Below are 14051 nucleotides of genomic sequence, written 5' to 3' on the forward strand. Positions count from 1 at the left end.
GGGGTCACAAAAGGCTCCCCCACAGGGGAGCCGGAAAGATCATAAACCGAGAGCATTGAACCGCTGGTGTTCGAGCTGGTCGATCACCGCCTGCGCTTCCGAGGCAATGGGGGCGGGTACTGCGGCGGGGCGGCTGAGGTAGTAGCCCTGCAGCAGGTCCACGCCCAGACCGATGACGGTGCGCAGCTGGGCCTCGGTCTCAATGCCCTCGGCGATGAGCTGCATACTGCGGGCGTGGGCGTAAGCCACAATGTTGGAGACGATCTGCTGCTTATCACGGTCGGTATCGATCCCGCGCACAATGGAAATGTCGATCTTGATATACCGGGGCGAGAGCTCCAGCAGGTTCAATTCGTTGCTGTAGCCGCTGCCGTAGTCATCCAGCGCAAAGGAGCCGGAGAAGCCCGGAACGTTCCGCTTCCGTTCCAGACATGCGCGGTCCAGATCTTCCTGTTCGGTGATCTCCACCACCAGCCGCTTAAGCAGCTCGGGGTAGCGCTGAGCATATTCCTCCACATCCTCAACCGTCAGGCTGACATTGGCGATGGAGTTGATGAAGAGCAGGGCATCGCTCTGGAGCAGGCCCTGTACCTGCATGCGCTGGAAGATCTCGCTGGAATGGAACACGGTGATCCGCTCGATCTCATACAGGCGGCCTGTCTCATGGGCCAGCTGCATGACCTGAGCGGGGGAGTGCAGGGTAGGCAGATCGACCCGCATGAGGGCCTCGTAGGCTGCGACCCGGCCGCTGCGGGCAGAGTAGATGGGCTGGAAGTGGTAGGATACGGATTCTTCCTGCAGCAGGCGCTCAAAGTCCTGCTGGGTCTGGGCGGCGTATGCCTCCTGATGGTAGCTGCCGATATCAAAATCACACATGCGGCCCTTGTGGGAATGCTTGACCTGATACATGGCAAAGTCGGCATATTTTTTCAAGGTGAGCAGGTCGTGGCCGTCCGTGGGGTACCAGGCGATGCCGCCCGAGATGCTGATGTGCAGCTGCTTGCCGTTGGGCAGGATGGACACGCTGCGCTGCAGGGCGGCACTCAGCAGCTCCAGCTGGGTGCGGAGCTGTGCCTGATCCTGATAGCCATAGAAGAAGATCAGGAATTCATCGCCTGAAAGGCGGGAGCAGATGGTGTTGGCGGGCGTATTGGCCGCAAAGCACTGGCCGGTCTGGCGGATGTATTGGTCGCCCCAGTCGTGGCCGTAGGTGTCGTTGATCTGCTTGAGGTTGTCCAGATCCATCATCAGCAGGGCGGCACAGCCCAGCTTTTCGGGCTGCTGGAACAGCGCTTCACAGGCGCGGTCAAAGGCACGGCGGCGGTACAGGCCGGTCAGGGTGTCGTAATCGCGCTCGTGCTCAATGCGCTGCTGCTCCAGCACCGTGATGGTCATATCCTCAGCAAGACCCACCTCGGAGACGCTTTCGCCCAGGATATGGGTGATGCGCAGGGTGATGTAGTGGGTGCTGCCGTCGGGCTGGGGGATGGCAAAGACCTTGTTGTTGGCCGGGGACAGGCGGTAGAACCACCGCTGCTCCAGTGTGCCCATCAGGGCGCGGAAAGCCTTTGGCGTGAGCGGATCGGGCTGCTCCTGCGCAAGGCCCAGCATGGAGAAGAAGTTGTCGGTCACATAAACGCTGTCATCGCGCAGCTCATAGCCGCCCAGCTCCGCACTGGCCAATTTCATAATGCGCAAAAAGCGGGTGGAGGAGTCCAGCACGTCTTTGCTCAGCTGGGTAAAGGCGGAGGAGAACTGATCCAGCTCCCGGATGCCGGTGGCGGACAGATGCGGGATGGCGGAGGAATCCGCTTCGGCAGCGGCTACCTCGGCCGAGAGCTTGGCAACGGGCCGGGCCAGCCGCCTGCTGACCAGCCAGCTGCAAACAAAACCAACGGCCAGCGTGATCAGAATGATGAAGGAGAACAGCTGCTTCAGCCGCTGGGCGAAAGCAAAGAGCTGCACCGCGGGAACGGAGCCCACGAGAAGCCAGTGCTTGCCCGAGAAAGGGGCGTTCCGGCTGTAGAGGTTCAAGGGGGAGACCGAAGCAATGTAGAGGGCATTGCTGAAGAGGTAGCGGCGGGTATGGGCACTGTGGAGGCGCAGCGTAAGGCTTTCGTCCGCAGAACCCGGCTGCCCGTCGCAGTGGGAACGGAGCACCGGACGCAGCTGCAGTTCAGAGGAAGAGAGCTCCTCCGTATCGGTCACGGCAAGGAAATAGGTGCCGTTGTTCTGCAGCTCAGAGCAGGGCAGGTTCTCCCACAGGTAGTCGGCCAGCAATTCCACGCCGATCACGCCGTAAACGGTGCCGTCCGGCAGAATCAGGGGCTGGCTGTAGGCAATGGCCTCGTGGGTGTCCCCGGGCACCAGATAGGATTGTGAGGTCCAGTGGCCATAATCGGAGGCGGCAAGGCTGGCTCCGTCTTTATAGGCGGCCTGGAAAGGGGGATAAAGGAAGCCACGGTTTCCCAGTGCCCGGTAGCGGATGGTGGGAGCCCAGCTGTTGTCCGTGGCAATGGAGAGGGACTGCACCAGCTGGGCCGGTGCCCGCACAAAGGTCAGGTCGGCGTTGCGCTGGGAGGGAGCGGCATCCGGGTCGAGATCCCGCAGGTAGATGGCGGGCATGAGGCTGTCCTGCTTCCGCTTGTCCAGATCATGGGTGTTCAGGATAAGGAACACGCCGGTCACCGACTTGATGCGCAGGGTGCTGATGAGCTCCGGCGCGGCGGCTTCCAGCAGGGGATAGGCCGCGTCGCTGCTGCTGTCCAGCGTGCTCAGGCTGATCTCTCCCTCGTCCAGAAGCTGCTGGGTCAGGCCATTGATGGCATCGGAAAGGCTGGTCAGCTCCTGTGCATCGTGGAAGATGGACTGAAGATACCGGCTGCGGTTGTCCACCTGCATGGCAAGGATATCCTCGGCGTTCTGGTTCAGCTGGGGGCCAAGCCGGGTGACGTGGACGGCAAAGGTCAGCAGCAGGAACTCCACCGCCAGCACAGCCAGCAGGGAGAAAAGGATGGTGCCGAAGATAGAATGGCCCGTCTGAGGGGCCTTCTGACTGTGCGGCTTGCGGTTCTGCATCTGAGAGTCTCTCCTTTTGTGGTTGTTCCAAGGGCATCTCAGCCCGCAAAGGCGCTGAGAGCGGCCAGAGTCTGGTCGTACCAGGCATCAAAATAGGCATCGGTCAGGAACTCGGCTTCGGCTTCCTCGGGGGTCTGCCCGGCAGCCAGCCGCTCCAGCACCGTGGCACGGTCGGCAGTGACACGATCCTCCAGCGCGTACTGCAGGGTATTGCGGGCGCGCAGGGCATCCGGGAAGGCATGGGTGGTGTAGAGCTTGCTGCGATCGACGGTATCAATGGACAGGCTCAGCACCTTGCGGATACTCTCGGAGACCGTCAGGCCGCTGTTCTCAAGGGCAGATATGCTGTTGGCGGCATAGGTCACGGGCATATAGCCGGACTGCACCGAGAACTGCAGGTTGTTTTCCGGCTGGGTGAACCATTTCAGGAAGGCAACGCAGGCGCTGATCTCGTCCTCGGTGCCCGGGATGACTACCATGCCGGCCCCCTGCTGGACGGCCACCGGCTCACAGCCTGCAAAGCTGGGGCAGGGCAGCGCGGCCATCTCGATGCCGTGGCTCTCGGTGTCGCTGGTCAGCACCTGGGTGGGGAAGAAGGAAGCGCTGGAGGAGGAACCGACATAGGCCAGCAGGCTGCCGATCTTGATATCGTCGCTGCGGAACTTGCCGCTGGCACTGCACCAGCCCTTGATGTAGGGGACATAGTAGTTATCCCACAGCTTGCGGAGGGTCGGCTTGTCAAAGTGCAGGGTCATCACGCCGTTCTCGGCATCAAAGATGGTCGTACCCAGTTCCTGTGCGCCGCAGAGCAGGTAATTGGTCAGCGCGTCGCGGCCATACAGGGCCTTGCCGTCGTTGGGCGCAGCCGTCTGGGCATCGGTCCAGTCGTAGTATTTGTGTGCGGCCTCGTTCAGCCCCTCCACGGTGGAAAGATCCGCATAGGTCACGCCTGTGGCCTCGGCAAAGGGGGCAAAATCGGTGGTGTTCAGGTAGAGCAGCTCAGTGGATTTTGCTATGGGAAAGACCTTGAGCTCCCCGTTGTTCATCAGGTCGCCCTCTTCGAGAAACCCGGCGATATAGGCAGACTTCTCTTTTTCGGTCAGGTAGGGGCTCAGGTCAACGGCAAGGCCCATTTGATCCAGCGTAAAGGCGGTGTCTGCGTAGGAGGAGACGATGTTGGGCAGCTTCTCGGCACCCACCTTGCCCTCGGCGGCGGCCAGCACGCTGGTCTCCAGGTCGTTCACGCTGCCCTGACTGGAGCTTTCGACCCGGATGTTCTTCTCTTTGCCCACGGTGGAGTTGAACTGCTCCACCAGCTGGTTGAAGCATTCCAGCTGATCGCCGTTGTAATAGGTCCAGATTGTGATGGTGGTGGGCAGCTTGCTTCGGCCGCAGGCAGTGCCGCCCAGCGCCACGGCGGCGCACAGCAGCAGACTGACGGCAGAACGAAGGATTCGTTTCATTACCTTATCTCTCCCATTCCGACAAAACGGCTCACGGAAAAGCGGTGCGTCCTGTCGTTTCTGAAATGATACCAGACGAAGACATTGTAACACTTTTTCGGGGCGGGGGCTACTGATTTTTGAAAAAACACCCGAAAGCAGACGAAAAAAGAAAGAATCTCTGGCCTGTGCTTCCATTTTTCGTAAAGTCCGGATATAATACAAGCATAAAATACAACAAAAAGAATGGGAGAGCTTATGGCACAGAAGAAGGACGAGGGCCTGAACGGCAACGAAAAGATCGAACAGGCAGTCTGCCAGTTACAGCAGGAGCCTACACAGGAGCAGCTGGCGCATACCCTGACCGTGATCCGGCGGCGGATGCGGGAAAACGGACAGGTCGTGGTGGCGGTGGAGCCGAACCCGGCCAGTGAGCAGATGCAGCTGCGGGCCCTCCGCACGGCCGATGGGGCCAGCTGGTGGTATGCCTTTACCAGCTTTGAAGAGGAGATGAAGGGCGCGGAAGCGGTGCAGTCCACCTTTCTGGTGGAGTTTGAAAAGCTGTTGGATGCCGCACTGCAGGTGCCGGAGATCCAGGGCATCATTCTGAACCCCTGGAACCGCACCATCCAGCTGGACAAGACCCTGCTCCGGATCATCAAGGGATAAGCACGAAAGGGCCCGCCTGCCGCATTTTGGTGCGCGCAGACGGGCCCTTTTTATATGGTAAAGGAAGAAGGAGAATGGCAGATCAGGCTGCGTCGGTGCGGTCCTTCTTGAGCAGGCTCAGGATCACGGCACCCATCACGCTGCCAGCGGCCAGAGCCACGCAGTAGAGCAGGGCATGATCGACCACGGGGAACACGAAGATGCCGCCGTGAGGAGCGCGCAGGGCGCAGCCGAAGGTCATGGAGAGGGCACCGGCCAGCGCGGCACCGGCCACACAGCTGGGCAGGACGCGCAGCGGGTCGGTGGCGGCGTAGGGGATGGCACCCTCGGTGACGAAGCACAGGCCCATGATGTAGTTCACGATGCCGTTGCGGCGCTCGTCAGGGGTCCACTTCTTGGGGCAGAAGGTGGTGGAGAGGGCGATCGCGATGGGAGGAACCATGCCGCCCACCATGACAGCAGCCATGACCTCGTAGTTGCCGGAGGCCAGTGCGGCAGTGCCAAAGACGTAGGCAGCCTTGTTGAAGGGGCCGCCCATGTCAATGCTCATCATACCGGCAACGATGGCACCCAGCAGGACCTTGGAAGTGCCGCCCATGGCGTTGAGGCAGTTGGTCATGGCGGTGTTGATCATGCCCATGACCGGGTTGATGCCGCACATCACGGCACCGATGATGAGGATGCCGCCCAGCGGGTAGATCAGCATGGGGCGGATGCCGTTCAGGCTGGCGGGGAGCTTTTCGGTGATCTTCTTCAGAAACTCGACCACATAACCGGCTACGAAACCGGCCAGCAGAGCGGCCAGGAAGCCGCCGGAGATGCCGGTGGTCTCACCGTTGGCAAGGCCTACAAAGTTGGTGCCGTTCATGGCCAGCACGCCGCCCGCAAAGCCCACGGCCAGGCCGGGACGGTCGGCGATGGACATGGCGATGAAGCCTGCCAGAATGGGAAGCATGTAGCCAAAGGCGGCGCTGCCCACCGTCTTGAAGAAGGCGGCGATGGGGGTGTTCATGCCGAAGTTGGAGGGGTCGATGGTGTAATCGTCCAGCAGGAAGGCCAGCGCGATCATAATGCCGCCGCCCACCACAAAGGGCAGCATGTGAGACACGCCGTTCATCAGGTCCTTGTACACCTTGCGGCCAAAGCTGTCGCCGGAGGTCTCCTCCTCGGCAGCGGCGGCACCGCCCTTGGCGTGATACACGGGAACTTCACAGTGGGCTACCTTTTTCAGCAGCTCCTCGGGCTTGTGGATGCCGTCATCCACCCGGGCAAACAGCACGGGCTTGCCGTCAAAGCGGGCAGTCTCCACATTTTTGTCTGCAGCCACGATGATGCCGTCACAGGCTGCGATCTCGGCGCGGGTCAGCACGTTCTTGGCACCATCGGAGCCGTTGGTCTCCACCTTGGTGGGCAGGTCCAGCTTGTCACCGGCCTTGGCCAGCGCCTCGGCGGCCATGTAGGTGTGGGCAATGCCGTTGGGGCAGGCGGTCACGGCCAGAATGCGGTAGCCGCTCTGGGGGATGACCTGCTGGGTGAAGCTCTCCTCACCGAACTGGGCCTCCTCCTGTGCGTCGATGAGGGCAAGGAATTCGGCGGGGGTCCTGGCGGCCTTCAGCTTTTCCACAAAGTCCTCGTTCATCAGCATCTGCATCATGCGGGCCAGCATATCCACATGCAGGCTGCCGTTTTCGGGGGCTGCAATGGCAAAGAGCAGGTCGGTCTTGCCGTCATCCTCGGCGTTGTACTGCACCGGGGTGCTCAGACGCAGGGCGGCCAGGCTGGGCCGGGTGACCACATTCGTCTTGGCGTGGGGAACGGTGATGCCGTTGTCCACGTAGGTGGAGGCCTCATCCTCCCGGGCGTAGAGCGCCTTCTTGTAGGCTTCTGTGTCGGTGATGTTGCCGTGGGTGGCCTGCAGTTCTACCAGCCGGGAGAGGATCTCGTCCCGGTTGGAGGCCGCAGAATCCAGCTCGATGGACTTTGCGGTGAATAATTCCGTAATGCGCATAAGGGTTCTCCTTTCTCTCGTAGCGTCCTCACCCTCTCAGGCCGCTTCGCGTCCAGCTCTCCCGAAGGGAGAGCCCTTGGCAAAACCATCAACATAGCAATGACTGTCAAGACCTCCCACTTTGGGGGAGGTGGCATTGCGTCAGCAATGACGGAGAGGGTGAGCTGCCTTAAATTTGACCAAACAATTCTTCGATCTTTTCTTTCGTTGCCAGCCCAAGGCTGAACGCGGTGGCACTGCCGCAGGCGGTGCCCAGCCTGAGGGCCTGCTCATAGCTGCCGCTTTGCAGATAACCTGCCACAAAACCGGCCACCATGCTGTCGCCTGCGCCCACGCTGTTCACGACCTTGCCTTTGGGGCAGCCGATGCGGTGCACCTCGCCGTGCTCATCCACCAGCAGAGCGCCGTTCCCGGCCATGCTCACCAGCACGTTTCGGGCACCCTTTTCCTGCAGAGCGCGGGCGGCGGCGGTGATCTCTTCGTCCGTTTTCAGCTCCCGGCCCACGATCTCGCCCAGCTCGTGATCGTTGGGCTTGATCAGGAAGGGGTGATAGGGGAGGACGTTGACCAGCAGATCCTGGGTGGCATCCACCACGGCCCGCACGCCGTGGCCCTCCAGCCCTGCCAGCAGCCGCTCGTAGGTGCTCTGGGAAAGGCTCTTGGGGATGCTGCCCGCCAGAATGAGGATGTCGTCAGGCTGCAGGGTGTCCAGCTGGGCTTCCAGCTGCTGCATGGCGCTTTCCGGGATGCTGGGGCCTGCGCCGTTCAGCTCCGTCTCGGTGCCTGCCTTGATCTTGACGTTGATGCGGGTCATGCCCTCGGCCAGATGGATGAAATCGGTCCGGAGCCCCTGCGCGGCCAGACCACGCTCCAGCCAGGCACCGGTCTCACCGGCCACAAAGCCCAGAGCCACGCTCTTACAGCCCAGCTCCCGGAGCACGCCGGAAACATTGATGCCCTTGCCGCCCAGCACGCAGTCCTCCCCGGCGGCGCGGTTCACTTCGCCCACCTCAAGGGGCCTGTCGAGACGGACGACATAATCGATGGCAGGATTGAATGTAACAGTGTAGATCATACCTCGGTCTCCTTTATCAGAGTGTATTGCCGGTATTTGGGGTTGGGGCACTTGTTCGTCAGGATGGCACCGCTGTGCAGATCACAGATGACGGCGGGGTAGACCTGCGCGAATTTGGTGTCGTCCACCAGGAACCACGCCTCCCGCGCCCGGTGGAGAGCCGCAGCCTTGACAGCGGCCTCCTCGGGGTCTGGGGTGGTAAAGCCGGAACCCAGCGCCACGCCATTGGCTCCCATGAAGGCTTTGGTGAAATTGTACTGCTGGATGGCAGTCAGCGCAGCCGCCCCGATGATGGCCTCGGTCTGGGGCCGCAGCAGCCCGCCGGGCAGGAACACACGGCAGCCTTTCTGGGCCAGCAGGCGGGCGTGGGCCACGCCGTTGGTCACATAGCTGGCGTTCAGGGCCGGGCCGCTCAGCGCCCGTGCCAGAGCCAGCGTGCTGGAGCCTGCATCCAGATAGATGAAATCTTCCGGCAGGATCAGTTCTGCCGCCGCCTGAGCGATGCTCTGCTTCTGACTGACGGCCAGCTCTTCCTTGGCGGCCATGGTAGGCTCATCGGTGCGGAAGGGGCTGTCCGGCAGGGTGGCCCCGCCGTGCACCTTGTTCAGTTTGCCCTGCTTGCCCAGCTCGTTCAGATCGCGCCGGATGGTGGACTCGCTGGCGCTCAGCGCCTCGCACAGCTCCTGCACGGTGGCAGTGCGCTGGCGGGCCAGCAGATCCAAAATCAGGCTGAATCGTTCTTCTGCCAGCATCGGGAACATTCCCCCTTGTTCGATTCATATGATTGATTTTGATTGACGTTGGCGGGTTCTGACCGCCTTGCCCCCTTATTATAGCAAAATCTCAGTCAAAATCAATCAAATCCCGCCAAGTTTGAGTGACAAAATATTGCTCTGTTTTTTGGGCAGGATGCATAAGAAGTGGGATACAACAACAAAAAAGCCGACACTCCACAATGGAATGTCGGCTGAATCTCTCACCGCTTCGGTCTGGCTGTGCCAGCGCCTTGCGGAGCTTCCCGAATAGGGAAGCCAGGAAGCACGGTTACTTATTCTGGATGTACTCGTCCATGGCCTTGGCGGCTGCCTTACCGGCACCCATGGCCTTGATGACGGTGGCAGCACCGGTCACGGCATCGCCGCCGGCGTACACGCCCTCACGGCTGGTCTTGCCCTCGTCGCCCTCGGTGACGATGCAGCCGTGCTTGTTGGTCTCCAGACCGGGGGTGGTGGAGCGGATCAGGGGGTTGGGGCTGGTGCCCAGGCTCATGATCACGGTATCCACCTCCAGCTCAAACTCGCTGCCCTTCTTTTCAATGGGACGGCGGCGGCCGGAAGCATCGGGCTCACCCAGCTCCATCTCAATGCAGGTGATGGACTTGACGAAGCCCTCGTCGTTGGCGTGGATCTCCACGGGGTTGCACAGGGTCTTGAAGATGATGCCCTCTTCCTCGGCGTGCTCGACCTCCTCCTTACGGGCAGGCAGCTCGGCCATGCCGCGGCGGTAGACGATGTACACGGTCTCGGCACCCAGACGCAGGGCGCTGCGGGCAGCATCCATGGCCACGTTGCCGCCGCCCACAACGGCCACCTTTTTGCCAGTGCGGATGGGGGTCTTGCTGGTGGGCAGGTAGGCCTTCATCAGGTTGGAGCGGGTCAGGAACTCGTTGGCAGAGTACACGCCCTTCAGGCTCTCGCCGGGGATGCCCATGAAGCGGGGCAGACCGGCACCGGAGCCAACGAACACGGCCTCGTAGCCGTACTCGTCCATCAGCTCGTCGATGGTCAGCACCTTGCCAATGACCATGTTGCACTCAAAATCCACGCCCATCTTCTTCAGGCCGTCGATCTCCTGCTGCACGATGGCCTTGGGCAGACGGAACTCGGGGATGCCGTACATCAGCACGCCGCCGGCCACATGCAGGGCCTCGTAAACGGTGACCTTATAACCCAGCTTGGCCAGGTCGCCTGCGGCGGTCAGACCGGCAGGGCCAGCGCCGATGATGGCGACCTTGTGGCCGTTCCATGCGGGCACGATGGGGGCGGTGTGGACGTTTTCACGGTGCCAGTCGGCCACAAAGCGCTCCAGACGGCCGATGCCCACGGGCTCGTTCTTGATGCCGCGGGTGCACTTGCCCTCGCACTGGCTCTCCTGGGGGCAGACACGGCCGCAGACGGCGGGCAGGGAGGAGGAGCGGGCAATGACCTGATAGGCGGCTTCAAAGTCGCCCTCGGCCACATGACCGATGAACTCGGGGATATCGATGCCCACGGGGCAGCCGGTCTGGCAGGGCTTGTTCTTGCAGTGGATGCAGCGCTTTGCCTCGTTCACGGCCATCTCTTCGGTATAGCCCAGTGCAACTTCCTCAAAGTTCTTGTTGCGGACGTTGGGGTCCTGGGTGGGCATGGGGCACTTTTTGGGATCCATATTGAAAGCCATCTTACTTTGCCTCCTCAGTCTTGAACAGATTGCAGGCCTTCTCGCGGGCCTTTGCCTCAAAGGGGCGGTACATGGTGCCGCGGGCCATGGCTTCGTCGAAATCGACGAGGTCACCGTCAAAGTCAGGGCCGTCCACGCAGGCAAACTTGGTCTCGCCGCCCACGGTCAGGCGGCAGCCGCCGCACATGCCGGTGCCGTCGATCATAATGGGGTTCATGGAGACGATGCTCTTCAGCCCGTGCTTCTGGCAGGTCTTGACAACGAATTTCATCATAATCAGCGGGCCGATGGTGATGACCAGATCATACTGGTTACCGGCGGCTACCAGCTCGTCCAGAGCGGCAGTGACCACACCCTTGGTGCCGTAGCTGCCGTCATCGGTCATAATGCGCAGCTCGTCACTGCAGGCGTTGAACTCGTCCTCGAGGATGAGCAGATCCTTATTGCGGAAGCCGATGACGCTGTGGACGGTGCAGCCCTGGTCGTGCAGCTCCTTGGCAATGGGCAGGGCGATGGCGCAGCCCACGCCGCCGCCGACAACACAGACCTTTTTCAGGCCCTCGGTCTCGGTGGCGCGGCCCAAGGGGCCCACAAAGTCATGGACGCTGTCGCCTGCGTTCAGGCTGTTCAGCTCCATGGTGGTGCCGCCCACGATCTGGAAAATGATATCCACAGTGCCCTTTTCGCGGTCGTAACCGGCCACGGTCAGGGGGATACGCTCGCTGTCCTCAAACGGGCGCACAATGATGAACTGGCCCGGCTTTGCCTTTTTGGCAATGAGCGGGGCTTCAATGACCATCTTTGTCACGGTGGGGTTCAGCGCGACCTTTTCAGTGATCTTGTACATTGCGGTTGCTCCTTTTTCTGGCAAAATCTCGGCACAAAAACACGTCTGCCCGCCCGCGCGGCACAGCAGACGTGTTTTTGTGCAACTTTTTGACAAGTTTATTATAACCTCTTTAAGAAGGGAACGCAACCGAATTTTCTTTGTGTCTGCCGCCGCAAAGCTGAAACAAAGAATGGTATCTACCTGTACAAAGAAACGAAAGCAAACCTCCATGTGCAGTTTTGCGGCTGTACATGGAGGTTTGCTTTCATCAAAAAAGTCAGGATTCAGACGCTTTTGTAAGAGCAATGGAATGGTCAACGATACTCAGAATCTGTTGAACCTGTGATGGCGAAAGGGAAGCGATGGCATCGGAAAAGTGCTGAACAGCAACAGCGTTTGAAAGTGTGACACTATTATCGAGAAATAATTCTACAATGTTGATTTCAAGGCCGGTGCTGATGCGTTCCAAAGTATAAAGGGTGGGGCAGCGCAGGCCACGTTCAATATGCCCCAAAAAGGCGGCATTCATATCACATTTCAGTGCTAATGCTTCGAGACTCAGACCGCGCTGTTTGCGAATGGAGCGGATCCGCTGGCCTACTTGCAAGGAAAGTGCCTGACGTTCTATTGCTGAACTTTTCAAAATCGTCACTCCCTTGCTATCAAAAAGTATTATCCTTGAGTTAAGGATACACAGGAATGATTGCCAGTTCAATGTTCTATAAATATCAAAAATAATATCAAATGATATTGATTGAGCTGCGAATGTGTGATAGAATGAAAAAAACGGGCAGGTGTCTGATGAACTCAAACAAAGGAGAGATATCATGGAACAAAAAAAGAAAATCATTGTGGCTGTGGCGGCTGTGCTGGTGCTGATGGTGGGGCTTATGGCATGGAAAAAATCTGAAACAAAGCTTTCAGGCAGATATAAGACGGATCAATCTACGCAATACATTTATATGCTCCCGGAAGAATTTGTTTTTGAAAACGGATATTGCGATATCGGAAGTTTTACCTGCACCTATGAATATAAAAATGGAACGCTCTATTTTTATTGGGGTAATGCGGTATGGGCGAGCTTCAAATGCACAATCAATGGAAATAAAATTGTAGTGGACAATAACGGCGAATATATCACTTATTATAAACAGTGAGGGGAAATTTATGAAAAAGCTTAAAATTATACAAATCAGCATGATGCTGATTGCTTTGTGCTTTTGCACATCTTGCAGCGGTTCGAAACAAATGCCGAATGATCTGCTAAAAACGGCAATCCAGAACGAGGATGGAAATTACGGCGAATACGGTTTGGAACTCAAAGATTTTTCTGTAAAAGACCGAAACTACGACAGCAATTATAAAACAGAGAGCGTGACCGTAGAAGTCCGGGCAGAAAATGCGGATTCTGCCTATGAAGTGGCGTATGCCGTTGTGGGCAGTCGCCAGAATGGCGACTGGGATGTAACCAGTGTGCAGGAAATGAACACAACCGTATTACCGAAAGAATCACTGCCGCAAGGTATTGTGGATTCTGATGTAGCGCAACTTTTGCAGGAAAAGGAAAATGTGCGATACTATCTGACGCCAGGATATTGTGGATATAGCAATGCGCTAGAACAGGACATAACGGTAGATGTACAGCTTTGTTCGGATACACAGTATATGAGTGCGACTAGAGGCTACCAGCTTTTTTATCAGTATACTTTGGATGGATGGGAACTGGTCGGGCAAAATGAAGATGATGTAAAGGTTCAGATCACAGATGATTTGTGCGGAACCTGGGTCGCTTCGAATGGAGAAGATTCCTACAAATTTGTGATCGACCATATTGAAGGTGATACAGCGTATGTGAAATATCAAGCGCAGTTCCGAATGCCACAATATGGCTGGAGTTCTAGAATGATTTCCAGAGGATATGATACATTAACGCCGGTTCCGGTCTCTGTGGTATATGAAGATTGGAAATCGGATTATTACGGGATAGAGATCGTTTTTGAAAAAACAAGATATGCAGAGTACTCCAGTGAAGACACGTTTGACTCTTTCTGGAGCAATCCGATGACAGTTGGAATTTATGTTTTTCCGGATCATTGCCCACAAAGAACATACGCCAACGGAACAGTCGAAGATGGCAAATCTTATGTTCTGACTGATATCAATATGTCTGATGCAACGAGACCTGTGAATGGAACTTATATTCTGACCAAGCAGTAAGGGTAAAGGATATCTGCCGATTTTATTTGCGGCAGAGGCCCAGAAGTGTGTCTTGGAAAATGATTTCTTGAAGCTGGACGCGAAGGCCGGGGATAACCTCGGCCTTCATTTTTTGATGTTATTTGGTGTAAAACCAGAAAACTTGCAGAAATTGAAAATTTATGGTTGACAAAGCCCCCGCCGTGCGGTATAATAACCCACGTCGCCGGGAGCGAAACCCCGGCAGACCACATGAAATGTGCGGCCGTAGCTCATCTGGTAGAGCGCCACCTTGCCAAGGTGGAGGTAGCGAGT

11 protein-coding genes are annotated in these 14051 nt (G+C 58.2%); 3 read left to right on the plus strand and 8 right to left on the minus strand.

The window, feature by feature from the left end; genetic code table 11:
- Window positions 1-39 precede the first annotated feature (39 nt).
- Together J3352_RS04965 and J3352_RS04970 are read right to left on the minus strand one after the other, a co-directional pair.
- Window positions 40-3078 carry a bifunctional diguanylate cyclase/phosphodiesterase gene (locus J3352_RS04965; protein ID WP_156065285.1) on the minus strand — a complete coding sequence of 1013 codons (3039 nt, stop codon included), beginning with the start codon at window positions 3076-3078 and terminating at the stop codon, window positions 40-42.
- Between the two features lie 38 nt (window positions 3079-3116).
- The gene (locus J3352_RS04970) at window positions 3117-4541 is read right to left on the minus strand and encodes an extracellular solute-binding protein (protein WP_156065283.1); all 1425 of its coding nucleotides are present in this window, start codon (window positions 4539-4541) and stop codon (window positions 3117-3119) included.
- A gap of 237 nt (window positions 4542-4778) precedes the next feature.
- On the opposite strand from J3352_RS04970, the gene J3352_RS04975 reads away from it, so the two are divergent.
- Window positions 4779-5189, plus strand: coding sequence for an SseB family protein (locus tag J3352_RS04975; RefSeq protein ID WP_181966840.1), 411 nt, complete (start codon window positions 4779-4781; stop codon window positions 5187-5189).
- An 82-nt stretch (window positions 5190-5271) separates the two neighbouring features.
- Here J3352_RS04975 and J3352_RS04980 read toward each other — a convergent pair whose 3' ends face one another.
- The 6 genes from J3352_RS04980 to J3352_RS05005 all read right to left on the minus strand — a co-directional run bounded on the left by J3352_RS04980 (window position 5272) and on the right by J3352_RS05005 (window position 12183).
- Window positions 5272-7197, minus strand: a complete 1926-nt coding sequence (locus J3352_RS04980) for a fructose-specific PTS transporter subunit EIIC (RefSeq protein WP_156065281.1) — start codon at window positions 7195-7197, stop codon at window positions 5272-5274.
- A 169-nt stretch (window positions 7198-7366) separates the two neighbouring features.
- The gene (gene pfkB, locus J3352_RS04985; RefSeq protein WP_156065279.1) at window positions 7367-8272 is read right to left on the minus strand and encodes a 1-phosphofructokinase; all 906 of its coding nucleotides are present in this window, start codon (window positions 8270-8272) and stop codon (window positions 7367-7369) included.
- Window positions 8269-9024 carry a DeoR/GlpR family DNA-binding transcription regulator gene (locus tag J3352_RS04990; RefSeq protein WP_156065277.1) on the minus strand — a complete coding sequence of 252 codons (756 nt, stop codon included), beginning with the start codon at window positions 9022-9024 and terminating at the stop codon, window positions 8269-8271. The genes pfkB and J3352_RS04990 overlap by 4 nt, the downstream gene beginning before the upstream one ends.
- Before the next feature lie 292 nt (window positions 9025-9316).
- Window positions 9317-10711 (minus strand): NADPH-dependent glutamate synthase, encoded by a 1395-nt coding sequence (gltA, locus tag J3352_RS04995; RefSeq protein WP_097773696.1) that lies wholly within the window; start codon window positions 10709-10711, stop codon window positions 9317-9319.
- Between the two features lies 1 nt (window position 10712).
- On the minus strand, window positions 10713-11558 hold the full coding sequence (locus J3352_RS05000; RefSeq protein WP_035393563.1) for a sulfide/dihydroorotate dehydrogenase-like FAD/NAD-binding protein: 846 nt from the start codon (window positions 11556-11558) through the stop codon (window positions 10713-10715).
- Window positions 11559-11817: 259 nt separating this feature from the next.
- Entirely contained in the window at window positions 11818-12183 is a 366-nt protein-coding gene (locus J3352_RS05005; RefSeq protein WP_179859190.1) for a helix-turn-helix domain-containing protein, read from the minus strand.
- 184 nt (window positions 12184-12367) lie between these two features.
- On the opposite strand from J3352_RS05005, the gene J3352_RS05010 reads away from it, so the two are divergent.
- Complete coding sequence (locus tag J3352_RS05010; protein ID WP_143405774.1) at window positions 12368-12697, plus strand: hypothetical protein; 330 nt, start codon at window positions 12368-12370, stop codon at window positions 12695-12697.
- A 10-nt stretch (window positions 12698-12707) separates the two neighbouring features.
- A complete protein-coding gene (locus J3352_RS05015) occupies window positions 12708-13757 on the plus strand; it encodes a hypothetical protein (RefSeq protein WP_097773699.1) in 1050 nt (349 codons plus the stop codon).
- Window positions 13758-14051: the final 294 nt, after the last annotated feature.

The sequence above is a fragment of the Faecalibacterium sp. Marseille-Q4164 genome, assembly GCF_017377545.1.
In the GTDB taxonomy this organism is placed as follows: Bacteria; Bacillota; Clostridia; order Oscillospirales; family Ruminococcaceae; genus Faecalibacterium; species Faecalibacterium duncaniae.